22 protein-coding genes are annotated in these 25613 nt (G+C 55.9%); 13 read left to right on the top strand and 9 right to left on the bottom strand.

The genetic code is table 11. The annotated features are described in order from the left end of the window. Nucleotides 1–146 precede the first annotated feature (146 nt). Together VF639_RS17520 and rocD are read right to left on the bottom strand one after the other, a co-directional pair. On the bottom strand, nt 147–848 hold the full coding sequence (locus tag VF639_RS17520) for an exopolysaccharide biosynthesis polyprenyl glycosylphosphotransferase (RefSeq protein WP_331147314.1): 702 nt from the start codon (nt 846–848) through the stop codon (nt 147–149). A 476-nt stretch (nt 849–1324) separates the two neighbouring features. Beyond that, the gene (gene rocD, locus VF639_RS17525; protein ID WP_331147228.1) at nt 1325–2575 is read right to left on the bottom strand and encodes an ornithine--oxo-acid transaminase; all 1251 of its coding nucleotides are present in this window, start codon (nt 2573–2575) and stop codon (nt 1325–1327) included. A 207-nt stretch (nt 2576–2782) separates the two neighbouring features. Here rocD and VF639_RS17530 point away from each other — a divergent pair, with 207 nt between their 5' ends. Both VF639_RS17530 and VF639_RS17535 read left to right on the top strand, forming a co-directional pair. Then, nucleotides 2783–4090, top strand: coding sequence for an LEA/WHy family protein (locus VF639_RS17530; RefSeq protein ID WP_331147229.1), 1308 nt, complete (start codon nt 2783–2785; stop codon nt 4088–4090). A gap of 133 nt (nt 4091–4223) precedes the next feature. Next, complete coding sequence (locus tag VF639_RS17535) at nt 4224–4721, top strand: methylated-DNA--[protein]-cysteine S-methyltransferase (RefSeq protein ID WP_414654749.1); 498 nt, start codon at nt 4224–4226, stop codon at nt 4719–4721. 70 nt (nt 4722–4791) lie between these two features. Here the strand turns inward: VF639_RS17535 and VF639_RS17540 are convergent, their stop codons facing one another. Continuing rightward, nucleotides 4792–5670: an alpha/beta hydrolase gene (locus tag VF639_RS17540; RefSeq protein WP_331147231.1), complete on the bottom strand. Its 879-nt coding sequence runs from the start codon at nt 5668–5670 to the stop codon at nt 4792–4794. A gap of 254 nt (nt 5671–5924) precedes the next feature. Here VF639_RS17540 and VF639_RS17545 point away from each other — a divergent pair, with 254 nt between their 5' ends. Beyond that, on the top strand, nt 5925–6644 hold the full coding sequence (locus tag VF639_RS17545) for a tetratricopeptide repeat protein (RefSeq protein ID WP_331147232.1): 720 nt from the start codon (nt 5925–5927) through the stop codon (nt 6642–6644). Between the two features lie 255 nt (nt 6645–6899). Beyond that, nucleotides 6900–7637, top strand: coding sequence for a hypothetical protein (locus tag VF639_RS17550; RefSeq protein ID WP_331147233.1), 738 nt, complete (start codon nt 6900–6902; stop codon nt 7635–7637). 149 nt (nt 7638–7786) lie between these two features. Here VF639_RS17550 and VF639_RS17555 read toward each other — a convergent pair whose 3' ends face one another. Then, on the bottom strand, nt 7787–10246 hold the full coding sequence (locus VF639_RS17555) for a M4 family metallopeptidase (protein WP_331147234.1): 2460 nt from the start codon (nt 10244–10246) through the stop codon (nt 7787–7789). 262 nt (nt 10247–10508) lie between these two features. Here VF639_RS17555 and VF639_RS17560 point away from each other — a divergent pair, with 262 nt between their 5' ends. Further along, nucleotides 10509–11297, top strand: a complete 789-nt coding sequence (locus VF639_RS17560) for an SDR family oxidoreductase (RefSeq protein WP_331147315.1) — start codon at nt 10509–10511, stop codon at nt 11295–11297. 140 nt (nt 11298–11437) lie between these two features. Here VF639_RS17560 and VF639_RS17565 read toward each other — a convergent pair whose 3' ends face one another. Together VF639_RS17565 and VF639_RS17570 are read right to left on the bottom strand one after the other, a co-directional pair. Continuing rightward, on the bottom strand, nt 11438–12346 hold the full coding sequence (locus tag VF639_RS17565) for an ATP-grasp domain-containing protein (protein WP_331147235.1): 909 nt from the start codon (nt 12344–12346) through the stop codon (nt 11438–11440). Nucleotides 12347–12510: 164 nt separating this feature from the next. Next, a complete protein-coding gene (locus VF639_RS17570) occupies nt 12511–13815 on the bottom strand; it encodes an amidohydrolase (protein WP_331147236.1) in 1305 nt (434 codons plus the stop codon). A 183-nt stretch (nt 13816–13998) separates the two neighbouring features. On the opposite strand from VF639_RS17570, the gene VF639_RS17575 reads away from it, so the two are divergent. The 3 genes from VF639_RS17575 (at nt 13999) to VF639_RS17585 (ending at nt 17159) form a co-directional block, all read left to right on the top strand. After that, nucleotides 13999–14679, top strand: a complete 681-nt coding sequence (locus VF639_RS17575) for a phosphatase PAP2-related protein (RefSeq protein WP_331147237.1) — start codon at nt 13999–14001, stop codon at nt 14677–14679. A gap of 254 nt (nt 14680–14933) precedes the next feature. Then, a complete protein-coding gene (locus tag VF639_RS17580) occupies nt 14934–15707 on the top strand; it encodes a tetratricopeptide repeat protein (RefSeq protein WP_331147238.1) in 774 nt (257 codons plus the stop codon). Between the two features lie 18 nt (nt 15708–15725). Further along, entirely contained in the window at nt 15726–17159 is a 1434-nt protein-coding gene (locus VF639_RS17585; RefSeq protein ID WP_331147239.1) for a sensor histidine kinase, read from the top strand. Nucleotides 17160–17202: 43 nt separating this feature from the next. Here the strand turns inward: VF639_RS17585 and VF639_RS17590 are convergent, their stop codons facing one another. Together VF639_RS17590 and VF639_RS17595 are read right to left on the bottom strand one after the other, a co-directional pair. Beyond that, complete coding sequence (locus tag VF639_RS17590; RefSeq protein WP_331147240.1) at nt 17203–17988, bottom strand: SDR family NAD(P)-dependent oxidoreductase; 786 nt, start codon at nt 17986–17988, stop codon at nt 17203–17205. A 131-nt stretch (nt 17989–18119) separates the two neighbouring features. Then, nucleotides 18120–18935: a phytanoyl-CoA dioxygenase family protein gene (locus VF639_RS17595; RefSeq protein ID WP_331147241.1), complete on the bottom strand. Its 816-nt coding sequence runs from the start codon at nt 18933–18935 to the stop codon at nt 18120–18122. A gap of 231 nt (nt 18936–19166) precedes the next feature. Here VF639_RS17595 and VF639_RS17600 point away from each other — a divergent pair, with 231 nt between their 5' ends. The 5 genes from VF639_RS17600 (at nt 19167) to VF639_RS17615 (ending at nt 24872) form a co-directional block, all read left to right on the top strand. After that, the gene (locus tag VF639_RS17600; protein ID WP_331147242.1) at nt 19167–19997 is read left to right on the top strand and encodes a WG repeat-containing protein; all 831 of its coding nucleotides are present in this window, start codon (nt 19167–19169) and stop codon (nt 19995–19997) included. 133 nt (nt 19998–20130) lie between these two features. Beyond that, on the top strand, nt 20131–20895 hold the full coding sequence (locus VF639_RS17605; RefSeq protein ID WP_331147243.1) for an energy transducer TonB: 765 nt from the start codon (nt 20131–20133) through the stop codon (nt 20893–20895). Between the two features lie 289 nt (nt 20896–21184). Further along, nucleotides 21185–21364 (top strand): energy transducer TonB, encoded by a 180-nt coding sequence (locus tag VF639_RS25420; RefSeq protein ID WP_414654753.1) that lies wholly within the window; start codon nt 21185–21187, stop codon nt 21362–21364. A 214-nt stretch (nt 21365–21578) separates the two neighbouring features. Then, a complete protein-coding gene (locus VF639_RS17610; protein WP_331147244.1) occupies nt 21579–23138 on the top strand; it encodes a hydroxymethylglutaryl-CoA reductase in 1560 nt (519 codons plus the stop codon). A 147-nt stretch (nt 23139–23285) separates the two neighbouring features. After that, nucleotides 23286–24872 (top strand): T9SS type A sorting domain-containing protein, encoded by a 1587-nt coding sequence (locus tag VF639_RS17615; RefSeq protein ID WP_331147245.1) that lies wholly within the window; start codon nt 23286–23288, stop codon nt 24870–24872. A gap of 119 nt (nt 24873–24991) precedes the next feature. Here the strand turns inward: VF639_RS17615 and VF639_RS17620 are convergent, their stop codons facing one another. Next, complete coding sequence (locus tag VF639_RS17620) at nt 24992–25519, bottom strand: hypothetical protein (RefSeq protein WP_331147246.1); 528 nt, start codon at nt 25517–25519, stop codon at nt 24992–24994. Nucleotides 25520–25613: the final 94 nt, after the last annotated feature.

Genomic DNA, 25613 nt, shown 5'->3' on the forward strand with positions numbered 1-25613 from the left:
ATCAAGGAAGCATCCACCACAGAATGATTTGTTTTTGCCACTCAAACGGGTGCGCTGCCAAGAAGGATGCTGGCAAAAATAGGTTAAGCTACTTGCGTAGCTCAACCTATATAAAACTCGTTTGTAGCAGGCAAACAGTAGAGCGACTAAAAGACGTGGTTGTTGCTCCGGAATATTTGGAATACCGTTGCCAACACAATCTTCAGGTCCAGCCAAAACGACCAGTTTTCGAGGTAGTGAATATCTGCATTGACGCGCTTAGCCATGGCTTCGACTTCCCTTGTCTCGCCTCTATGGCCTGATACCTGGGCCAAGCCTGTGATGCCCGGCAGAACCAGATGCCGATCCATAAAGTTGTCAATGATTTTAGAGTAGTCTTCTGTGTGGCGGAGCATGTGTGGCCGTGGGCCAACCACCGACATCTCGCCTTTCAATACATTGATAAACTGCGGTAGCTCGTCGAGACTGGTCCTGCGCAAGAACGCACCTAGCTTGGTAATGCGATTATCACCCCGGCTGGCTTGCTTCAGATCTGCATCAGCGTTGGTGCGCATGCTTCTGAACTTCAAGCAGTAGAAAGGGCTACCATTTTTCCCAGTGCGAAGCTGCTTAAAGAATACTGGTCCCCGCGATTCCATCTTGATGAGAAGTGCAATTATGGGAATCAGCCAGCTAAGCATCAAAAGGGTCACTAATGCGGCAAAAAGATAGTCGAAAGCGCGCTTCGTAGGCGAAGTCTGCACAGCTAGCTTAGAGGAGGGCTTATAAGGTGTGTGGGTGGTGGACCTCCGGGCGCGCAGGGTAGGCGCCGAACTCCACTCGAGTTGTAGGGTAGATTGCGGTTGCATGAATCCAATATAATATGTATTAGTCACAAAATTATCATGGATATCTGTGTTTGCAAAAATTAAATCCAAATTATTTAAGGAATACTGATAAAATATAATTTTTATAAAATTTTCATGTCGTCTTAAAATGAGACTATTTTATGTAGGCTTATTACTTGTCTACGCAGTTGACTACGTGCTATGTTGAGCTAGAAGCCAGTAGATCAGGCACTAGGGCAACAGTAGGCACTTCGTGCAATCGGTTGAATAGCCAATCACGGATTCAGATAATTCTTCTCGCTTATGATGGTGCTCATTAGCAAAGCCCATCGGTGCGTAATAAATAATCCGTAAATGGTCATAAATCAATTTTCGATAAGAACAGGCTTTTCGCCTCTGCTCATCGAAATTGCTCGATGAGTCCCCTATTTTTGGTAGCAAAAAGAAGCGGGCCTCCTTGAACAGGAAGCCCGCTGCTGGCAAGAAAACAGTAGGAGCTAAAATTCAAGAATAACTTGCTCAATCACGTCACAAGCTTCATGTAGCTGTTCTTCGGTGATAGTCAGTGGAGGGGCAAAACGAATGATATCACCGTGAGTAGGCTTGGCCAATACTCCTCGTTCCATCAGGGTCAAACACACGTCCCAGGCGGTACGGCCGTCGGTGTGCGGTTTTATCACTATTGCGTTAAGCAATCCTTTGCCCCGCACTGTTTCTATCACTTCAGGGCGTTTAACCTGCACCCGACGCATTCGCTCCCGAAACACTTCGCCTAGTACGCGGGCATTTTGAATCAGTTTTTCGTCGAGCAGTACGTCTAAGGCGGCTCTTAGTACCACGCTCGCCAGCGGGTTGCCGCCAAAGGTGGAGCCGTGTTGCCCAGGCTGGATAGTGAGCATAATTTCGTTGCGGGCCAACACTGCCGATACGGGCAATACGCCGCCACTCAGTGCTTTACCTAAAATCAGGATGTCGGCATGTACGCCTTCGTAGCATACGGCTAGCAACTCGCCGGTGCGGCCGAGGCCAGTTTGAATCTCGTCGGCAATGAAGAGTACTCTGTGCGCTTTGCAAATAGCCGCTGCTTTGGCCAGGTAGCCTTCCGAGGGCACTACCACGCCGGCTTCACCCTGAATGGGCTCCACCAGAAAAGCACACACGTGCGGGTCTCGCACGGCATCTTCCAGCGCGGCCAGATCGTCGTAGGGCACCACTTGGTAGCCCGGCATGTAAGGGCCGAAGTTGCCGGTCGAGTCAGGGTCGGTGCTGAAAGAGATAATGCCGGTCGTGCGGCCGTGGAAGTTGTGCTCGGCTACCAGCACGCGAGCCTGATTGGGGGCAATGCCTTTCTCTTGGTAACCCCACTTGCGCGCCAGCTTGAGGGCCGTTTCCACGGCCTCGGCGCCCGAGTTCATCAGCAAGGCCTTGTCGTAGTTGAACAGGTCACAGAGTTGCTTTTCGGCCCCACCTAGCTGGTCGTTGAAGAAAGCGCGGGAAGTGAGCGTGAGGCGCTGGGCCTGCTCGGTAAGGGCCCCAATGATGCGCGGGTGGCAATGGCCCTGGTTGACGGCCGAATAGGCCGAGAGGAAATCGTAGTAGTGCTTGCCATCTACATCCCAGAGGTGCACCCCCTCGCCGCGGCTTAGCACTACGGGCAGCGGGTGGTAGTTGTGGGCACCATACTGGTCTTCGAGCGCCATAAGCTGCTGGCTGCGGCTGTGCGTGTCGGTAGGGGTGGGGAGAGACATAGCGGAAGGAGGGGGTAAGACAAGGTAAAGTACTGTGAGTCAAACGTACGCAAAAAGGAAGGCCTAAGATAAGGTAGCGTTGCTGCCACCTCGACTATAACAAGTTAGCTGTAAGTGCTCGTATGGCTTAGTAAGATGCTGAATTGCAATGCCTTGTGTGGTTGAGCTTGAAGCTGAACAATATACTTGCACCCAACCTGAACTGTTATGGCTACTCGCCCATATTATCAACGTCATCCTGTTGTCTTTGTGTTCGCGCTGTTACTCTTGCTCCTAGTGGGGGTAGTGGGGTGGGTGTATGTGAAAAACGACAAGGGCAAAGGGCTTTTGCCCACGCTAGCCGATAAAGGCAAGGAACTACTACCCACTTTGGAAAACACCTCCCTCGCCGTGAGTAGCATGAAGGGCGACTCGGTGAAAGCCCAGGTGAAGCTGGATGTGCGCAACAACATGCCCATCACACTGCGCATCGACAGCTTCCGCTACCAGACCCGCCTGGATGGGGACCTACTCACGCAAGGCGCCCGAAACACGCCCACGGTGCTGAGCAAAGATTCTATCAGCCACCTGCAATTGCCTTTGGCGCTGGACCTAAGCAAGATGAAAAACAAGCTGCAGGCCAGCCAACAAGATTGTGTGGATGTGCAGCTTGCCATGGACCTGTATACCCGCCTGCCGGTAGCCGGCACCAAAAAAATACCGGTTACGCTTACCAAACGCATCTTCATGCCGAAGATGCCGACGCTGGAAAATGTTTCGTTTTCAGTGAATAACATCACGCCCGACTACGTGTACGCCCAGATGGTAACAGACATTCGCAACCACATGCCCATCACGCTCCGCATCGATAGTTTGAGCTACCGCACCAGCGTGGATGGCAGAATGCTAGCCAGCGGCCATAAAGGCAAGCCCACCGTGCTGAAAGGCAAAGGCCTGAGCCACATGCAAGTTCCCGTTACCTTGGACCTGAGTAAAATAAAGAACACCATCAAAACCAGCCAGCAGGACTGCGTAGACGTGAAGATGGTGATGAACTTATACGCCCGCTTGCCGATGGCCGAGGGTACGCAGAGAATTCCGGTGAACGTGACCAAGCGGGTATATGTCCCGAAACTCCCTAAGATTGAGGTAGCCGACATCGACGTAGAGCACCTGGGGTTGAAGAACGGGGAGGCAATTGTCAACCTCAAAGTCACCAACTACAACCCGTTCCCGGTTACCATTCGCCGCGTTTCCTACGACTTCCGGGTTAGCGACGATATGCAGGTGCGGGGCGTAGAGGAAAAAGATGTTTCGTTTGCAACCCGCGGCACCGAGATGATGCCGATCCGCGTGAAGTTCGAGCCGAAGGGATTACCGAAAGTTGGGTATAAAACGCTGTTCAGAGCTAAAAAAACGCCCTACAACTTGAAGGGTTCAGTGGTGGTAGCTGCCGGTAAAAACAATCCTAAGGACATGACCATGCAGTTCAACAGCGCAGGCACCCTGAAGGAGCTAAAAAACATTCCGAAGTAGGGAGCTGCTAGGGGCACGCAGTAGCTGAGTGAGATGACGATGCTACCTGGGCAATAGTAGCAATGCGAGACAAGGCGGACTATGATTAATGGTAACTTAGGCTACCTGATTAGCACGCCCTCACTTATTTCCTATGGTAGTTGTTCCCACTGCGGAAGCTTATCTGAGTTCTCCTCTAGGCTGTATTAAGCTACGGGGTACAGAGGCTGGCCTTGCTGCTGTGCAGTTTTCAGATGAGCCGCGGCCAGTCACGCCAAGTACCGCAGTGCCGGAGTGCTTGCGGGAAGCCCATCAGCAGGTGGCTGCCTATTTTAACCGGGAGTTGCGCGATTTTCAGTTGACGTACGAGGTGACGCAGGGTACCGAGTTTCAACGGCGGGTGTGGGCGGCCCTGCTCGGGGTGGGGTTTGGCCGCACGACTTCTTATCTGGACTTGGCCCGGCAGTTAGGCAACCCGGGAGCTGTGCGGGCCGTCGGTGCTGCCAATGGGCAGAATCCCCTCGGCTTGGTTTGGCCCTGCCACCGCATCATCGGGGCCGGTGGGCAGCTAACGGGTTATGCCGGGGGCTTGTGGCGCAAAAAGTGGCTGTTGGAATTCGAGCAACCAACTGCGCAGACAAGTTTGTGGTAAAAGTAACTTAGCGACTTATCACTTTATCTCGTGCTACTCGCGCCATCTGAACAACAAACCCACTAGGTTGCTAATTCACCATTTTAAGAAGCGCTTGGTATAGCACGTTGTTCTTCCAATAGAGCTGCAAAACCATGGGTACGTGCTTTTTGCCGGGCAGCACCGTGAACAGCGGAGGGCGCCCCAATTCAGTAAGCTTTTCCTGAAACTTGCGGCTGCTATTGCGGATCGACGGGTAGGTTTCGCCTCCGATGAAGATGATAAAAGGCGGCGTGTTGGCCGTGATATGGTACAAAGCCGAAACGTCTTTCCACACTTCGGGCTGCTTGCCGTAGGGAATCAGGTACTCGGCATCGCCAGGATATTCGAGCTTGGTGAGGTAATCGAACATGTCCAGGCCAGCCGGGTCATCGAGGAGGGCGCCGCGAACGGGATTGGTGGCAAGGCCGCGCCGTGCGAACAGGCGGTTATCGGCGGCGAGCAAGGCGCATAAACCGCCACCGGCCGAGTGCCCCATCAAAAACAGGCGCTGCGGGTCGCCGCCGTATTCGCGGATGTGCTCGGTGGTCCAGACCACGGCGCGGGCGCAGTCATCGGCCATGGCGGGCACTTGCACTTTCGGAGAGAGGCGGTAGTTGATAACAACGGCCACTACGCCCTGCTTAGCCAAGCGCCGCCCGATAAACGAGTAGAAGTTTTTGTTGCCGCTGTTCCAGCTGCCTCCGTGAATAAAAACGACCACCGGATAAGGCTTTGCGGCTTTGCGGCGAGGAGCGTACACATCCAACAGGTGCCGCTCGGCATCAAAGGTTGGGTCGGTGGCCGGGACATAAGGCACATCCTGGGTGCGGCGGCTCGGGCGGGCGGTAGCGTACTCGTTGGCTAACAGCAGCAGCAAAGGCAGTATAAGCAAGGTAGGTAGCGCCAGCCAGCGGCGGGGTATACGCATATAAAAGCAAGGTGAGTTCTGGAGGGAGGGGAGAAAACAAGTGGCGCGGTTGATGCGCACCGCAGCGCCTTAACAAGAGCGTGACACTTACGCAGGGCTATCGGTTTGGGATGGTGCTACCCTTAAAAAGTAGCAGTTTGCCTTCCATTTCAATGAGTGGGCACGAAGCCTGTGAGGGTGTGCGTTATATTTGCTGAAAGCCACCCGGCCTCAGCCAGCTTCTTCTTTCTGCTTTTAATTCCTTTAACACGTCAATGAAATACTTGATTTGCCTGCTCTTGGGCTTTAGTACCTTGCTGACACTGCCCGCGCAGGCGCAACGCAAAACCAAAGTTAAAACCAAGGGCGATGTGGCGGTAAGCGCCGCCAACCGCTTGCAACCCTTGTTTGGCGGCATTTCCCCGGCCCAGGCCCAAGCCCTCGTTGGGGCCGCTTTTCTGGCCGATGTAGAGCGCAGCTTCCCATCCAAAACAGAGGCCAGTCGATTTTTCTCCACCAAAGGCTACGAGTATCTAACAGAAGGCAAGCCCGATACGGCCGTCTACCGCTTCAACCTGGCCTGGCTGCTCGACCCCAAAAATGCCGAAGCTTACCGTGGTTTAGGGGTAGTGGCTAGCCGCAACCCCACTCCCGACCAATCAATCAGCTTGCTCACACAGGGCTTGGCGCTAGCTCCCAACGATGCCCTGATGCTAGCTGATCTGGGCAGCAGCTACCTTATCCGCTACGAGCAAACCAAAAAGAAAAAAGATTTAACCACTGGCAACGACTATCTGCAACGAGCGGTAGCCACCGATCCTAAAAACGCCGCCGCCTGGCAGCAGCTGGCCCGCGTCTACTACTTGCAGGAAGACTACACCAAAGCCTGGGATGCTACGCACAAAGGCGGCGACTTAAGCATCAATAGCATCGACTTCAATTTCCTGAGCGAGCTAATGACCAAAATGCCCGATCCGCAGGGCAAATTCAAATAAAGACGAGGGGGCTACCTGAAAACGGAGCGCACCGCGCATGGCAACTATTCCGTGGTGCGTCCCCTGAGGTATATATGCGCGAACTCACTTTGCTCGTTGTAACAGAAAGATTTCTGTAACCTTCCTGTTGCAACTGCCTCATTGCCAGAGCAAACGCTTTTTGCTGGCTCCTGAACTTCGCCGTTTCACTTACCTAGGCTGGTTGGGCTGCGTACGTAGCCAGCGGTTTTTAGTCTGTTCACTTAATCTTACTGCGTGAAGCATCTTCTGCTAATTACCTCTTTCACGACCAGCGTGCTGCTGGCGCATTCCGTTACGGCGCAGGATAGCCCAGAGCGTCGTCGTCGGCACTACAACGCGCAGGCCCGGGCCTATTACCGGGGGCCAGTGCGTTTTACGGTGGGCGGTGGCATTAGCTATTACAACGGTGACCTGGGCAGCAGCTTGTCGGAAAACTTTCTTGGCGGCAGTGGCAGCCTGGGGCTGCTCTACCTTGTTCGTCCGCACCTAGTTATTGGCGCCGAGGCTTCTTACTTTCAGATTGGCGCCAAAGACCAGCTGCCAGAACGCGGGTTGGCTTTCCGGGGACGAAATGCAAGTGGCGTCACATTTCTACGCTACGAATTGATAAAAGACGAAAGCGAGTTTGCTAGTCCCAAACGGGGCGCGGCCCTTGTGAAACCTTATCTGAAGGCGGGCGCAGGCTTGTTGCTTTACAATCCCAAGTCGTACCGCGGCACCACCCGCGCCGACGAGCGCACCGCTTTCTTGAGCCCGGAACGCAACGACTATCCTGCTTTGGCAGTGGTGGCACCCGTAGGCTTGGGCGTGGTCTTGCGGCTCAGTCCGAAGCTCAACGCTACCGTGGAAGGAACCTATAACTTCACCACCACCGACCACCTCGACGACATCAGCCAACGTGCCAACCCTAGCCAAAACGACGGTTACGGACAGGTCGAGCTAAAGCTGGAATATGCTCCCTGGGGCCGATAGCTTCAGGAGGTTGCGAGCAAAAAGGCAGTTGAGTTTAAACAAAAGCCATTCTAGTAGCCTGCCAAAAAGCAAAAAAGGCCTGTCGGATGACAGGCCTTTTTTGTTGTAGCAGACAGCTGGTAATCATAAACCAGCAGCTAATTACTTGCTTACTGCTTGACGAAGCGCTGATGGAACACCTTCTGTCCGTCGGAGACGGTAAGTGTGTAAATACCTTTCGCCAGTGACGAGACGTTTAGTTGGCCGCCTTCCACTTTCGTGCCTAGCACTTTCACGCCGCGCAAGTCCGTTACGCTCACGGCAACGGCGGTGCCGTCGCCCGGCATGGCAATGCGCAACACATCGGTAGCGGGATTGGGGTATACTTCCAGGCGTTGAGCAGCGCTTTGGCTCATGAGGCCCATGCTGCTGTTGCTGTCATTGCTGCCTCTGCCGGCAACGCCTTCGTCTAGGGTTGCGCCACCGGAAATGGTGATGCTGTAGTCTTCGGTTTCGCCGTAGCTGTAAGAACCACAGCTGATAGTGGCAGCGGCGTCACTCATCACCAAACGCAGGCGGGTTTTGCCATTCTTAGCGGCGGCAGGTACTGTAAAGGTGCTGCTGAGGGTGGCACTGCTGCTGCTGCTGCCACTTACTACGGTTTCGCCGCTGTCAGTGAAGTCGCCGTCCTGGTTGTAGTCGATGAACACTTCCCAATATTCGGTGTACGCCGTGGAAGCAAAGCCTGCCGAGAAACTGATGGTTTGCGCAGTGCCTGCCGTTACGCTGGTGCCTAAAGCAGTGCCATCGAAGTAGCCGCCGTCGGCGGCGGAGGTGCGGCTAATGGAACCCAACCGGACGAGGTCGATCCACTCGTAGCTTGCGTTTGACGCTTTGCTGGTGCAGTACCCCGCTGTGGTAGGCGGCGGAGTAGTGCCCCCGGCAGCCGCCCCCACGCCTACCGCGTACCACGCGTTGGTTACGGCCGTTACCTGGGCTGAGCCAGCCCCGTAGAGGTCCGTAGCTGCCTGAATGGAATACGTGCGGGTAGCCGCGTAGTTAGAGGAAGCCGTTAGGTACACGCTTTCGGTGCGGTAGGCAATTTTAGCTGCCGCGTCGATGCCGATGCCAGTTACGCTGTAGGAACTGCCGATGTCGTTGGTGCCGGTTTTGCCCACGCTCAGGAGGTAGAACCAGTGGTTGAGCACGCCGCTGTTGGTGTGTACGCCGCCATTGTCGCCGGTGCCGGTGTACCAGCTGGTGCCCTTGTAGGTATCGGGCTGGCCTTCGGCGTTGGGGTTGCTCATCGAGCGCAGCGAAGGCCGCACTTTGTCGATGTCTTCCCCAATCAGCCAGGTAGCTTTGGTAGGCGCTTTGTAATACTCCACGGCCGCACCCCAAATATCGGAGAAGCCCTCGTTTAGCGCGCCCGACTCATTAGAGTAAGTGAGGTTGGCGGTGCTTGAGCACACAGCATGCCCGATTTCGTGGGCGCACACATCCAGGGAAGTCAGTGGGTCGAAGCGGGTGGCGCCGTCGCCATAGGTCATCACCGAGCCGTTCCAGTAAGCGTTTTCGTAGCCTTTGCCGTCGCCGGGCGTGTCGTCGAAGTGCACGTAGCTTTTGATTTTGGCGCCGGCGTTGTTGTAGGAGTTGCGGGCGTGCACGTTTTTCCAGTAGTCGTACACCGCCTGGGCGCCCCAATGAGCATCGAGGGCGGCATTGTCGAAGTTGGCGTTGGCGTACTCGGTCCAGTTGTTATCGGCGTCAACAAAATCGACGGCGTTGGTGTAGCTGTTGCTCTTGCGGCAATTGTAGGTTTCGATGCCCGAGCCGCGGGTTGCTTCGCGGAGGTAGTACCCGCCCGTAGTGGTGCTGGTGGTACTGCTCTGGGTACCGGCGTATTTGGTGGCGAAGGTGCCCGTGGCGGCGGCATGCTTGATGATGGCATCCTGCAAAACCACTTCGCCAGAGTGGGCGTCTACATAAATGTAAGCCCGGCTAACCGGAGCCTTGGCATACACGTCAAACTTCCAGGCCAAGGTGGGTTTGTTGAGGCGCAGTTTGTCTTGGCTACGCTCGTTGCGCACAATCACCAGCTCGCCCGTGGGGCGGTAGGTGGCGCTAGCGCTGTTTTCCTGCTGCTTCAGGCCCGCTTCCTCGCTGGCATCTTCCCACATGTACTGCTCGGCTCCCACAAAGGCCAGTGCCTTTTGCAGCGCGGCCGCGGCATTCAACGAAGGGGTTACGTTGAGCTTACTGATGCGCTCCACCTGTCCACTCATGCTTTGTACCTTGCCTTGCTTGGCGTGTAGCGTATAAGCGGCATGTTCTACTTTGATGCCTTTGTAGTACTGCGTGTATTTTTCGTGTACAAAACCTAGCGCATCCGTTTCGGTACGGCTAGACAGCATCTGGTCGTCGGAGGTAAGTTGCAGTTGCTCTACCAGTGCTTGCCGGGCTTGGCTTAATGTGTAGGCCGGTGTTTCGGGCCGAAACGTAACTAAGGCAGGAGTACCGTCTTCAGCCAGGTACTTTTGCGCCGCTCGGCTAGCCTCTTGGGCATGCGCCGCCGAATAAGGAAGGGTGCTTAGCAGTAGGAGTGCTGCCGCAGAGTAATTTTTGGTCATTGAGTTGGAAGTAAGTTGGTTTGGAAAGGAAGCGGATAGTCTATCTGACAACAGATAGGGCTTCAATTTATAGTATTGTTAATAGAATGCTATTTATTTTGAAGATCTGTCCAACAATAAAGTATATTATTTCAAATATATTAATTGCATTAATTATATAGAATCTTGCCTAAGTATTACAAGCATCCTTTTATTGCTTGCCTTGGACAGGATATGACCAAGCAAATGCCATAGTTTTACACCACCCTACATCATAATGAACATGCCGCAACCCCACCCTTTATTGCAAAAACGCTGGAGCTTAGCTAGCCAACTTGCCATCGTAACGGGCGCTTCCAAAGGCATAGGTGCCGCCATAGCCTCGGAGCTGCTAGCTTTCGGCGCAACCGTGGTAGCCGTTGCCCGGCAAGCCCCCGAACTAGAGGCGCAGGTAGCTGAATGGCGCGCCGCCGGCCTCGATGCCCACGCCGTAGCAGCCGACGTAAGCCAGCAAGCAGGCCGGGAGTTGGTGCTGAGCGCCGCCGCGCAGCTTGGGCCGGCACTACATATTCTGGTCAACAACGTGGGCACCAACATCCGCAAGCCCACCACCGATTATGTCGATACTGAATATCAGTACCTGCTGGCCACCAACTTAGAGTCGGCCTTCGGGCTGTGCCGGGGGGCTTACCCGCAGTTGAAAGCCGCGGGTAGCGCTAGTGTCATCAACGTGTCGTCGGTGGCGGGACTTACCCATTTGCGCACTGGAGCCATTTATGGCATGACCAAAGCGGCACTCATCCAACTCAGTCGCAACCTGGCTGTAGAGTGGGCCCCCGCCGGTATTCGGGTTAATGCCGTAGCGCCGTGGTACATTCAAACGCCCTTGGCCGCCACCGTTCTAGCCAACCCCGATTACTTAAAGCAAGTGGTAGACCGCACGCCCCTCGGCCGCGTCGGCGAGGCCGAAGAAGTAGCCGCCGCCGTTGCCTTCCTTTGTTTGCCCGCCGCTAGCTACATCACCGGCCAGTGCCTGAGCGTAGATGGGGGCTTCACCATCAATGGCTTCTGAGGCGAGGCGTTGAAGTAAGGCCGCGCCGTACATTACACTCAGCAATACCCACAAAAGCGACACCCGCTTGACGACTATACAAGTGTCAAGCGGGTGTCGCTTTTATGGGGTAACGCCCTATGCTACAACTGAAATACTTGCTACAAAGAAGATTGCGTTGCGCTGCCTCCCCGCAACGACAGTAGATTCTTTAAGGCCATGGTATAGCGCGCAAACGAATCTTGGGCAGTTTCCAAGTACAGGAACGGCTCGATAAGCTCTAATTCCATGAGCTGAAACTCGCCATCGACTTCCACCCCATCGACGCGGGCGTAGAGGCAATCGGCGGCAAAGCGGCTTATAATATCGTCGGCGGTATGGCGCAGGTGAGTGGGCGCTTCGCGGGGCTCGATGCCGCCACCCAAGTAGTGCTGCACGCGAAAATCACCGGATTTAGGCGTTTTTAGCACGCAATGGCTGTACTCGCCACCTAGGTATACCAACGACCATTCGCCTTGGCTTTGGATCTGAGGCAAGAACGGCTGCGCCAAGAAGTCCTCTTCCCGTAGCAATTCCGTCAGCTCTGAACTGCGGCGCTGAGCTTCGGCCAGGTTTAGGTCAAACGTGTTTTTGGCGCCGCCGCTCACAGCCGGCTTCACCACCAGCCGGTTGGTGCCTAGCGCGTTGAATACGGTTGCGGCCTGGAAAGTAGTGCCGCGCGGCAGCCAATGCGTGGGCACGACACAAACCCCCTGCCGTTCCATATCGAGCAAGTACTGCTTATCGGCATTCCAGCGCACCGTTGATACGGGGTTGAGCAGGCGAACATTCTCTTGCTCCATTCGGTCCAGCCAAGTGTAAAACTCCTGTATCCGGTCGAAGTAGTCCCACGGCGACTTCAGCACTGCCAGGTCGTAGTTGTGCCAGTTCACGGCCGGGTTGCTCCAGATGCAGGGCTCTATCTGGTAGCCTTGCGCCCGCAGGTAGCGCGAAAGCAAGCTGTCTTCATCGTCGATGTTGGGGGCGGCGTATTGCGCCAGACTTTCGCAGGTAACAAGGGCTATATTCATGGCAAATGGCACTGATTTTTCCGCGAATTACGCAGATTTAAATGGCGCGCCAACCTACTATAGTTTGGTAGCCAGCCGTAGCCGCTTTGTTGCCGGGCTACTATAGCCAAGGGGCGCGTCGCTATATAGGGGGCACTTCGTTCGGGCAACAGCTTATATTCGTCTTACTTTTTCATGCCCAGATAATCGGCGGCCAGGGTCGCAATGGCTTGCACGCCCAGCGTGAGGCCACTCTCATCGACAAAAAAGCCAGGAGTGTGGTGCGGGGCAGTTTCGGCCGGGTTTTTTCCTTTGGGCATGCCGCCCACAAACACAAACAGACCCGGCACTTTCTCCTGGAAATAAGCGAAATCCTCGGCACCCGTAACGGCTTTCTGCAATACCACGTGGCCGGGGCCCGCTACGCGTTGCAAGGTGGGCAGCATCCGCTCGGTTAGGCGCGTGTCGTTGTAGGTGATGGGGGCGTAGTTAACGATGTCGACCTCAGCCGTGGCGCCGGCACTTTCCGCAATGTTGGTGGCTGTGCGCCGCACCGCCGCCCAGATCTTCTGCTGCATGTCCTTGTCTAGCGTCCGAATAGTGCCGGTCAGCTCCACCTGGTCGGGAATGATATTGTTGCGCACCCCGCCATGAATCATGCCTACGGTTAGCACGGCCGCATCCTCGGTTAGCTCGATTTGGCGGCTGATGATGGTTTGCAGGCCGGTCACAATCTGGGCGGCCGTTACCACCGGGTCTACTGCCAGCCAGGGGTAAGCACCGTGCGCCGACTTGCCTTTCACCTTGATAGTGAAAACGTCGGCCGCCGCCATGGTCCCCTCGGGCCGGTATTTGAGCGTACCTACTTCGGTTTGGGCGTTGATGTGCAAGCCAAAAACAGCGTCTACTTTCGGGTTGTCAAGCACGCCTTCCTGCACCATCAGGCGGGCGCCGCCCACCACGCCGGGCAGGGAGCCTTCTTCGGCCGGTTGGAAGATAAACTTCACGGTACCTGGTAAGTCCTTTTTCACCTGGCTCAGCACTTCGGCCGCGCCGAGCAGCATGGCCACGTGGGTATCGTGGCCGCAGGCGTGCATGACGCCCACATCTTGGCCGTTGTAGGTGGTCTTCACTTTCGAGGCGAAGGGCAACGTAGCGGTTTCCGTAACGGGCAAGCCATCCATATCAGCGCGCAAGGCCACCACGGGGCCGGGTTTGCCACCGCGCAGAATGCCTACAACCCCGGTGCGTGCCACTCCGGTTTGCACTTCCAACCCCAGCTTCTTGAGTTGATCGGCCACGATACCGGCCGTGCGGGTTTCTTGGTTGCCTAGTTCCGGGTGCTCGTGAATATCGCGCCGGCAGGCTATTACTTTCGCTTCTTGTATTACAGCCAGCTTGGCTATGCGGGCATTGAGGGCCTGGTTTTGAGCGGCGGCAGGTAAGGCCACCGCCGCCGCCAAGGAGGCCAGAATTAGAGAATGCTTCATGTAAGAAAAGAGGATAGAGCGCAAAAGATACAGCCTCGCCGGTAAAGGAATGGCTTGCCAAGCAAGGTTTCCTTCATCAAATCCTTACGCAAAGCAGGTTAAAATACAGCCTTAGCTGTAAACCGCGTCGTGTTAATATTTAGGTAACACGTACTTTTGCAGCAGTTGCTGTTTGTTTTTCTCATGCCTCAAGTAATTGCTGCTCCTCAAGCGCTACCGGCCACTTGGTCGACTACCTGGGAGCAGTCTGCCTTTCGTCATCGGCTGCTGCTTACGCTGGTGTTGCTTTTGTTGCTGGTAGCCAACCTGCCACATTTCTTTGCCTGGCTGCAAGCCCGGCCTGGTGCCCAATTGCCTGACCCCCTGTTGGCCTTGTTACCGGTTTATGATGTGTCGTGGCCCACGTTCATTGTCATCTACCTAAGTGCAGGCGTCACGTTAACCCACGTGCTGCCTCGCCCGTACGCGCTACTTCGGTTGTTGGGGGCCTACTGGCTGATGCAAACGTGCCGCCTGCTGTTGCTGGTAGCATTGCCCTTAGAGCCGCCCGTTGGCATATTGCCCTTGCGCGACCCAATCATCGACACGTTTATTTACGTGGCGGCCGGCCCCATCACCAAGGATTTATTTTTCTCCGGCCACACGGCTACCATCATGTTGCTGGCCTTGTCAGTAGCGGGCCCGCGGCGGCGCTGGCTGCTGGCGGCCACTGCCATGGTCGGGCTGTTGGTCCTGATACAGCATGTGCATTACACCTATGATGTAGTAGCCGCGCCCTTTTTTGCCCTGGGCTGTTATTGGCTCGCGGGCTGGTGGGCAGACACTGGCGCCAAGGAATTGAATTCCTTCAGCACAGAAAAGTAAGTAGCTCCTACCTTCTTTGTGGCTTAACGGGGCATAGCTACTTCCAGCCTGTAGAGTGATTCGGATGCAGGAGGCAAAACCCTCACAGACTTAAGGTAGCCGCGTAACCGCAATTGGGGTTGGCAAACAGACCGTCAAGCACGAAATATCCAATTAGATTATTATTTTAGTGAATTAATTCAAATATTTCTTAGATATATTCCCTCTATCTTGCTTGGCTATTCAAAGCCAGTTAGCAGAGTAGAACTGTCTATATGAGGTGGGTAATTACGTTCCTGGCTTTGCTGCTCAGCAGGCCGCTATTCGCGCAATATCATTATTGGGAAACCGACTACGATGCCCTTACCCGTACTTTAAAGCATCAGTCGGCCGATACTGCCCGCTTACGGGTGCTGGTGCACTTAGTTGACATAATCGACTTGTCGGAGCTGCGGCGTCGGCGCCAGTTGCTTCCCCAGCTAAACGAGCTGTTGGCGCTCAATCAGCACCAACACAAATTCAACGATGTACCTTACCAGCAATTGCGGGTAGGCTTGCGGTTGTGGGCCCAGGACCCGCCTAACCCGCAGGCATTAGCTGCCATGCAGCAAGCCGTCTTTTTGTTTGACGAGGCCAATAAGCCAGTTCCGCGGCTGTTGATTGCCATGGCGCCACTGTTCAACCAACTGCGGCAGGTGCCCGCCCGGGGCGTATACTTTCGCCATAAGCTGGCTGCGTATCAACTGCGCGGCGACCAGAAAAGCATGGCGGCTTGCTACCTGGCTTTGGGCGGCTACTACCGTCATAAAGGCGACTACAACCAGTCGGTTAGCCACCTGCTACGGGCTGCTGACTTGTTCCGGACATTCGACCGGGTGCACTACCTGAATGAAATCATGGCCGCTGGTGCCGCTTATGCCGACTGGGGCAATACGCAGCGGGCATTGTACTACCTGCGGCTGGCCATGAAGCTGGAAGACGCTTACGGAATCGAGGGAGTGAAGCGTTTCTTTACTATCGAAGCTATTTCCAAAGTGCACCTACGATGAGGCAACTATGCCGCCGCTTTGCGCTTCGCCGACATGGGCCTGAAAGCTGCTCGCAGCGACTCGGCCGTGGAAGCAATATACACAGCGTACGGATTGGTGCAGAAAAGCGCAGTACTGCTCGAGATGAACCAATCGACGCAAGCCTTGCCGTTCTTGCGCCAGGCCCAGCGCCTCGACGATTCGCTTCACCTCCCGATGACCGGACGAGTAGGTGAGTTTGAGCTGGAAGCTGCCTGGGCGCAATACTACGCCGCCCGCCACACTTACCTGCTTGCCCAGCAGCATTGGCTGAAGGCATATCAAAAAGCCAAGGCGGCTCATATGGATGTGCTGCTGCCCCGCTATCTGAAGCAGTTGTCCCGCTTCTACGATGCGCATGGGCAGCCAGCGGAAGCGCAACGCTACTCGCGCATCTACCTCGCCTTGGCTGATACGCTCGATGCTGCCGAAGGAGGATTTCATGTGGCGCAATATGAAGGCGAACGAATAGAGCAAGCCAAAAACGCGCAGATTGCCGACCTCCGCCACGAGCAGGCCATACAGGTGCTTCGCATCAAGCAGCGCAACTTGCTGCTCGGTGGCGCATTCCTGATCGTAGTGCTGCTCTCAGGGCTGGGCGTATTCATTTACCGACAGCTTCAAACCAATCGGCGCACGTTGCAGCAGCTGCGGCAGGCGCAAAATCAGCTGGTGCAATCCGAGAAGTGGGCTTTTGTGGGCGAGTTGTCGGCGGGTATTGCGCACGAGCTCCAGAACCCGCTCAACTTCATGAAGAACTTTGCCGAGGTGAGCACCAAGCTGGTGGATGGGATGGGCAACAGCCCCGCAAAAGAACAGAACAGCCTCGAGCAAGAGATTCTGACGGGCCTGCGCCAAAATCTGCGCGAAATCAGCGAGCATGGATTACGCGCTTCGGCCATCATCAAAAATATGCTGGAGCATTCCCGCTCCGGTACCAGCCAGCCCACCCTCACCGACCTGAATGCCTTGGCGGCAGAAGCTACGCAACTAGCCTACCAAGGCTTTCAGACGCAGGACTCTGCTTTCAAGGTCGCCCTCAAAACGGAATACGACGCTCAGTTGCGCCCCACGTTAGCCTCGCCACAAGACCTAAGCCGGGTGTTGATTAACCTGTGTACCAATGCCTTGCAAGCAGTTCGGCAGCGGCAGCAAACAGCCGAAGCTGGCTACGAGCCCGAAATATGCGTGCGTACGGTGCAGCACAACGGCGCAGTGGAAATTCGGGTGTGCGACAACGGCACTGGGATGCCCGAAAGCGTGCAAAGCCAAATTTTCGAGCCCTTCTTCACCACCAAAGCGCCCGGCGAAGGCACCGGCTTAGGGTTGTCGCTGAGCTACGACATCGTGAAAAAAGGCCACGGCGGCACTATTAACGTAAACAGCGAAGTCGGTAAAGGCACCGAGTTCATTATCCTGCTGCCTTGCCAATAGCATACAGGCTTGCCCCGAAATGACATCCAGGAGCTTCGCGCTTTTATTTCAAGTGCTTCTCGTAGATGCCCGCCGCAATTTTCTCGGTTAATGCCTTCGGTACTAGGCCGGTAAGCTTCGAGGAAATCTTGTTTAACGCGCCCGGAATAATTTCCGCCTCGCCCGCCAGCAGCGCCGCAATGCCGGCTTGTGCCACCTGAGTTGGGGTCATCGACACCTTATTGGCCGTTTCCTGCAAGCCCGCACTCATGCCGGCGCGGTCGGCAAAGTCGGTGGTGGTAGCGCCGGGGCTGAGGCAGCTTACCGACACCCCAGATTCGCGCAGCTCGTAGCGCAGGCCCCGGGAGAAACTAAGCAGAAAGGCTTTACTGGCCGCGTAAAGGGTGAGCGTAGGCACGGCTTGGTAAGCTGCGGTGCTGGCAACGTTCAGAATGTAGGCCTTTGGCTGTTGGTGTAAGGCAGGGAGTAGTAGATGGGTGAGGGCTACCGGCAGATGCATGTTGAGTTGCAACATGTTCTGCTGTTCTGCCAGGGTCAGTTCCTCGAAGCGGCCCCAAAGGCCATAGCCGGCATTGTTCACTAGCACCGTCAGTTCCTGGGTCTGGCGGTGGGTCCACTCCACCACGCGCTCAGCCGCGCCCGGCGCGGCCAGGTCACAGGGCAAAATGTGCGCTTCAACACCGTGTAACTGCCGTAGCTCAGTGGCTACTGCCTGCAATTGGTCTTCAGAACGGGCCACCAGCAACAGGTTATAGCCGCGGCGGGCTAACTCGACGGCAAAAGCCCGGCCAATGCCACGCGAAGCGCCGGTGATAAGAGCAATAGGCATAAAAAGCGAATGAGTGAGTGAGTGAATGAGTGAAGTAGCCTCCGGCGCGAATGGCGTAGCTGTCAGCTAACGTCCGCAAACGTAGGCTACTTCACTCATTCACTCACTCTCTCATTCACTCGGCGAAGCAACTATTTCACCAGGTGAAGGAACCGCAGATAGAACGGCGTCGGGCTATCGGCGGTCTTGGGTTGGTACTTGCCGGCCAAAATGGGCACGTACATCACCCGGCGGCGAGAGGCCTCGCCCACCAGCGGCGACTGCGCCACGCGGTGCCACATGCGGCCATCGTGTACGGTTAAATCCCCCGCTTCGGTTTCCACGGCTACCTCGTTAGGGTCGAAGTGGACGTCTTTGTAGTACTTTTTGCGAAAGAGCATTTCGCGCAACGGCTGGCGGTGGGTACCGGGTATCACCCGCAGGCCGCCGTTGGTAGAGGGCGTGCCATCGAGGTGAAAGCCCACATTAAGCATCGGACCAATGCGCTTGCCGTAGAACACGTCGCGGAGCGAATCGGTATGCCAACCCATCTGCGAAAACTCGCTGCCCTTTACGTTCACGTAATGGTTGATAACGAGGCCGTCTTTCTCGTTGATGCCCACCCGGCCGCCGGGGGCCTCGAGCAGCGGGAAAAGCGCCTGGAACCGCGGCTCCTCCAAAAATTCGCGCAGCTCAGGGCTGTAATGATTGGCGAAAGCAAAGCGTTGCACTATCGGAGAACCATCGACATCCTTGCCGTATTTGATTGGTACGCCATTTACTTTCTGCACCTCGTCGGCCAGCCATTGGCGCTGCACCTGCTCGGTAGCGCGCAACAAGCGCTGCACCGTACTGATGTCGGCAAAAGCCCGAAAGTGCAGGAATCCATTTCGTTGGAAAAACGCCAGTTGTTCAGCCGTGAGGGCAGAGCCTAAGGTGAAACGCGGGTAATTCTGTAGTGAAGACATAAGGAACGGAGGCAACCGGCAAATGCGCCTACAGGCGCAAAGATAGGGGAGTGATACCGGACCAAACCTTGCTCGCCATAAAATTACGGTAACAAGGGTAATCTGGACACTAGCATTTGCAAGCTTTTTTAGTGGCGAAAGCCGTCAAAAATTCGGGATGATAGGTGAAGAACAAGTGAATCAACCCGCAAACTGACTGTAGGTTTTGCCGGCTTGTGTACCTTCGTTTCAATGTCTGGATTCCAGTTCATTTTATTTAAGTTCTGGCCATGCCGTCGCCTCGTTTTTTGGGGGTTGGGCGGACTGGCCTTGTTGCTGACCGATACCGCACTGCTAGCTCAAAACGCTACTCCCGACCTTCTGCCGTTCCGCCACGGGAGTCGTTGGGGCTACGCCGACCACACCCGCCGTTTGGTGCTACCCTTGGCCTACGACGAGGCAGGGCCTTTTGTGGAAGGGGTGGCCTGGGTCCGGCAAGGCACGCTATACGGCTACATCAACGGTGGCGGCACTTCCCTCACACCCGTGCAGTACCGCCGCGCCAGTAACTTCCAGCACGGCCGGGCCAGCGTCGAGCTAAACGGCGAAACGTTCTACATCAACCCCGGTGGCCAGCGTCTAGCCTCGCCCCCCGACCCCGAGCCGGAAACCGATTACCTAGAGCAAGGCGACCTGGTACGTCGCCAAGGCAAAGTCGGCTTCCGCTTTACCATGGGTGCCAGCACGGTAGTGCCCGCCGAGTATGACGAAATCCAGGATTTGCACCACGATGGTCTGCTGCTGGTTCGGCAAGGCTTGAAATGGGGAGTCTTGAACAGCAGCGGCAACCTGACATTACCGCTGGAATACGACGCCATCCGCGCCACCGCCGCCAATGGCTGTGCTTACCCCATCGTTGAGCAAGCAGGCCGCTTTGGCTATCTGGACACCGAGGGCAAGCTCTTAACTAAGGTGCAGTATACTGCTGCCGAGCCATTTATAGAGGACGTAGCCCGCGTAACAACCCCCGAAGGCAAGACCGGTTACATCGACAGCCGCGGCAAAGAATATTGGGAAGAGTAAGTATCACTCCCGCTTGCTAAGTAGTTGACTGACTGGTGTCCTGCCGGTCAGGTAAATGCTGAATAGCCTGGGTGCAATAGCTTTGCTTTGTCAGCGTTTCGCCTGGTATATTCAATGGCCTGATCCTATTGCTATGCTGCCGCTACCCATCCTCAACGTCCGCCTGAATGCCTGCCACGAGGACTGGCAGCAAATGACCCCCGTAGCGCAAGGTCAGCACTGTAGCCAGTGCAACCGAGTGGTTATGGATTTCACCAAAGGCACCCAAGCCGATTTAGAAGCGGCCTTCCAAAATTCTCCCGACGGACGAGTGTGCGGGCGGTTCCGCCAAAGTCAGCTCGCGCCCAAGCCGCAGCTGCGCCCCAAACTGCGGCGGTTTCTGGTGGCGCTGGTGCTGGTGTGTGGGTTGGGTTTGACGAGTGGGGAAGCGTGGGCGCAGGTGCAGAAGGGGACGCATAAGGTGGTTGGTCATAAACCCAATCAACCCCTGGCTAAGGAAGTTTCGAAAGCGACTCCTAAACCTGAAGCGGTATTTTTTGAAATAGGGCTTGTAGGAGAACCTGCTCCTAATCCTGATGCGCACCAAGTGTACACCAATGTAGGGCAGATGCCTGTCTACAAGGATGGCGGAGCACAGGCCCTTCCTTTGTTTATCAAAAACAATCTGCGGTGGCCGAAGGAAGCTGCAGAAGTGGAAGGGCGAGTATTTGTTGCTTTCGTCATCGATAAAGCCGGTGGCGTGCGCGACGCAAAAGTGGTAAAAGGGTTACACCCGGCGTTGAATATCGAAGCCCTGCGACTGGTACAACTACTTAATGGTCAGTTTACGCCGGGCCGGCAAAATAATCGGCCAGTAGATGTACACTACACTCTTCCCATCACATTCAAGCGTAATTGAGATGCACAGACTACCGCTGATACTGTTGGTGTGCGGCTTGTGCCTGAGGAACGAGGAAGCCTGGGCGCAGGCTGAAAAAAGTACTGGAAAGCCATTATCTGGTACAATAGAATCTGAGCCTAGTCTGCCAGTTCCATACGTGCAGGACGTGCTGGTCACTCCTGACTTGAGCAGCTTAGAAGAAGCTCCAAAAGCTACTAGCCGTAGAGAAGACCGAACGGTGACTTGGTTTGAGGCTGCTCCAGTTTATAAAGGAGTAAGTAAGAAGTCCGGTGGACCAGAGGGCTTGATGAGGTTCATTCGTCAAAACTTGCGCTGGCCCACAGAAGCACCACAGGAGGGCGGAAGAGTCTTCGTCAGCTTCGTTGTTGATGCAAGTGGGAGCATTCGGGATGCAAAGGTTATGAAGGGGTTGCATCCGGCCATGGATATTGAGGCCTTACGAGTGGTACAGTTGCTTGGTTATTAGTTTACACCAGGGCGAAGCGACGGGCGGCCAGTTAGTGTGCCGTTTACTATTCCAATCATATTCAGCAAGGAACCTGTAGAACAGCCACAAACCAAGCGTCGCCGATGAACTTACAGGATGGAAGATCCGGGCTTATTCTACATTCTACTATTCTCCGAAAAATTCCGACTTTACTACCCGCATCTTCCTACTCCCACTCTCGTCTTCTGCTCCTATGATCTTCACGCCTAGCCCCATGCTGCTGAAACTGCTGTATACGCGCGGCAGCCTGCGCAACACGCCCAACGGCGTCGCCTTCAGCATCAAGAACCGCCTTGATACCGTCCGGTTCACCCGGCTCGATTACGTGCAGGTCGGGGAGCAGCGCATAGTTCCCGAGAATATTGCGCTGGACTTGGGCGACGGCGACATCCGGCCGGCGCACGATGTGTTGAGCCGCACCCCCGGCGGGCTGGAGTTTCCGGTGGGGCACAGCATCACCTTCCACCTCACGGCTACGGCCCTGCCCGAGGGCATTCATCCCATTCGGGTGCAGTTTGCCGCCGACCCTTTCGGCGACATGCTCGTGGAGGTGGAAGACGCCATTGTGCAACAGGCTGACAACCGCACCCGCATTCCGCGCCAAAGCCAGGACGACTATTCCGAGGCCGCCATTCAGGCCCGCCAACGCTTTGCCGAGGAGTTTTCGGGCCAGGAGTTCAAGCACCTCAAGCACTACTCGTTTGATGCGCACACGCTGCAAGGCAACTGCGAGCATTTCACCGGCGTAGCCCAGATTCCGGTGGGGCTGGCCGGCCCGTTGCGGATGAATGGCGAGTACGCCCAGGGCGACTTTCTGGTGCCCATGGCCACCACCGAAGGCACCTTGGTAGCCAGCTACAACCGGGGCATTCAGGTGCTCAACCTGTGCGGCGGCGTGAAGTGCACCGTCATCGGCGACGCCATGCAGCGGGCCCCGGTTTTCGTGTTCGATGATGCCCGCGGCGCCCGGGATTTTGGCCGCTGGGTAGCCGAAACCATCGACCAGATTCGGCCGGAGGCGGAAAGCACCTCCAGCGTGGCGAAGCTGCAATACATCGATACCTACCTGGCCAACAAGTTTGCGTATCTACGCTTCAACTTCAGCACCGGCGACGCAGCGGGCCAGAACATGGTGGGCCGCGCCACATTTGCCGCTTGCTCCTGGATTCTGGACCACTACAAGGGCGCACCCGTGCGGCACTTCTACCTCGAATCCAACTTCGCCACCGACAAAAAAGCCTCCCAGATCAACGTGATGCGCACCCGTGGCAAGCGGGTAGTGGCCGAGTGCGTAATCAAGCGCGACATTCTGCAGCAGCGCATGCGCGTGACGCCCGAGCAGCTGGCGTATCATGGGCAGGTCAGCAACGTAGGCGCTTTCTTGTCGGGGGCCAACAACAACGGGGCGCATTCGGCCAACGGTATTACGGCGCTGTTCATTGCCACGGGGCAGGATGTGGCCAATGTTTCGGAATCCAGCGCGGGGGTGCTGTATTCCGAGGTAACCAAAGAAGGCGACTTGTACCTGAGCATCACCATTCCTTCGCTTATCGTAGCCACGCACGGTGGGGGTACCGGGCTGGCCACCCAAAACGAATGCCTCCGCATGTTAGGCTGCGTGGGCCGGGGTACGGTCAATAAATTCGCTGAAATAGTGGCCGGTGTTGTGCTGGCCGGTGAACTGAGCTTAGGTTCAGCTATTTCCTCTTCCGATTGGGTGAGCAGCCACGAACAGTACGGCCGGAACCGATAACGCAGTGGCTACAGTAAGGACAGGGAGGAAGGTGAACCCGCTGCGCTAACTCCGTAGTAAAAGACGACACGTTTCGCTACAGTAGCTTAGGCAGATGCTGGAGTGGGTAACGTAGTATAAAGCATTGCCAGCCAACCTATCCGCTCGATGAAATACCTGCTACTTTTCCTGCTTGGCGTTGGGGCATTGAGTGGAGCTCCGCAGGTGGCCTACGCCCAATCGGCGCACCCTAATGTGCTGGTGAGCACCCAGAACACGCCCAACGAAACGGCCATTGCCATCAACCCCAAAAACACGCAGCAACTGGTGGCCGGGGCCAACCTCAACAACCAGTATTCTTCTCTCGATGGCGGCCAGACCTGGACCTGGCGTGCCCTCACTTCGCCCTACTCGGTCTGGGGCGACCCGTGCGTAGTGGTCGACACCACGGGCGCCTTCTACTATTTCCATCTTTCCAACCCCGGCGCCACGTCGTATGCATTTCCGTTCATCGACCGGCTGCTGGTGCAGCGGACGGCTTCGGCCACCACGCCGTTCAGCTACCGGTCGTTTTTCGGCTACAATCAACCCAAGCAGCAAGACAAGGAATGGGTAACCGTCGACCGGCGCAATAACGCCCTGTATGCCACCTGGAGCGAATTCGACGTGTATGGTAGCCTGGGTAGCCGCGACAGTACCCGCATTCTGTTTAGCAAATCCACCGACCAAGCCCAAACCTGGAGTACGCCTCGGCGCATCAGCTTCTATGGGGGCGATGCCGTGGATGATGACAATACAGTGGAAGGAGCTATGCCGGCCGTGGGTCCCAACGGCGAGGTATACGTAGCCTGGGCCGGGCCGCGGGGCATCGTGTTCAACCGCAGTCTGGATGGCGGCCAAACCTGGCTGCCCCGCGAGCGAACCATTGTGAGCCAGCCCGGTGGTTGGGAGTATGCCGTGCCAGGTATAACGCGTGCCAATGGCTTGCCCGTAACGGCGTGCGATGCTAGCCCTGGCCCTTATCGCGGCAACCTCTACGTGAACTGGACCGACCAGCGCAACGGCCCCTCCGACACGGACGTGTGGCTGGCCCGTAGCGAAGACGGCGGCCAAACCTGGAGCGCGCCCATCCGCGTCAACAACGACCCGGCTGGTCGCCATCAGTTTTTCACTTGGATGACCGTTGATCAGGCCACCGGCCACCTCTGGTGCGTGTTCTACGACCGGCGCAACAACAGCAACTCCCTCGATATTCAGACCGATGTGTACGGCGCCCGCAGCACCGATGGCGGCCGTACCTTCCAGAATTTCCGCCTCAGCCAAAGCCCGTTCACGCCCACCGAGCAGGTTTTCTTCGGCGACTACACCAACATCACCGCTCACAACAATGTGGTGCGCCCCGTGTGGACCCGCATGGACAACCGCCAAACCAGCGTCTGGACGGCCCTCATTAACGTGCCGGTCCTGGCCACGTCCAGCGCTGTGCCCGTTCCCGGCCTGAGTTTAAGCACCTACCCTAACCCGGCCCACCACACCCTAAACCTAGCCCTGCAAGTACCCGCCGCTACCACTGCCACCATTCAACTGCTAGCCGCCGATGGCCGAAAAGTGCGCACTGTAGTTGAAAACGAACCCCTGGCTGCCGGACAGCGCCAACTCAGCTTGCCTATCCAGGACCTGCCCGCCGGCGCTTACCTCATCGATGCCCAGATTGGCAGTTACCGCCTGCACCGCAAAGTGATGCTGGTAAAGTGAGCTAGCAGAACCCTGCGTCTGCTGCGCAGGCCTCAGCACCTTTCACGGGCTAAAAACGCCAGCACATAAAAAAGCCCCGTTCCAACCTGAACGGGGCTTTTCACAGTGGTCAGCCTCACTTACAGCGGATCGGCCGTAACCTTAAAGCGAGTGTCACAGCGCAGCGTGATGTCCTGCGAGATGGGCTTAGCTATTACTGCTTCCGTAGTCAGTGTGAAGCTCTTGGCCTTGATGTACTTGTCAAGCACTGCGTTGTTTGATTTCAGCGAAATGACTTTGACTCCTTGTGGTATCTGCTCCAGCGAAGCCAGCAAAACCTTGTCGTTGCTGTCGGTGCTGATGTAGATTTTGATGCTTCTCAAAAAATCGAAATTCTCACTGCTTGGGTCAGTGATAGTGAGAGTAAGCCGGTTTAAGCTGACATCCTTCACCAAATCAGCGCGGGTGCCTTCGTTACTGAACTTCTCTTCCGACCTCGTAGTAACGGTAAGCGGCGTGAGCGGTACTATCTTCCCAAGCGGGAAGCTGCTGGATACCTTGATATTCTGAGAGTCTTCGATATAGAAGGTTAGTAGCTTGTCAATTTTCTCGCAGCCCACCGTGGCCAGCAACAGCATCAAAGGAAATAAAAACAGTATTTTTTTCATAGATTTTGAATTTTGCTACGAAAATACGGCGTGTTTCAGGATAATTATTGTTGTTGAAGCTAAAAAAACGCCTTCCTGATTCTATCTCAGGAAG

The sequence above is a fragment of the Hymenobacter sp. genome (genome assembly GCF_036387835.1).
Taxonomy (GTDB): Bacteria; Bacteroidota; Bacteroidia; order Cytophagales; family Hymenobacteraceae; genus Hymenobacter.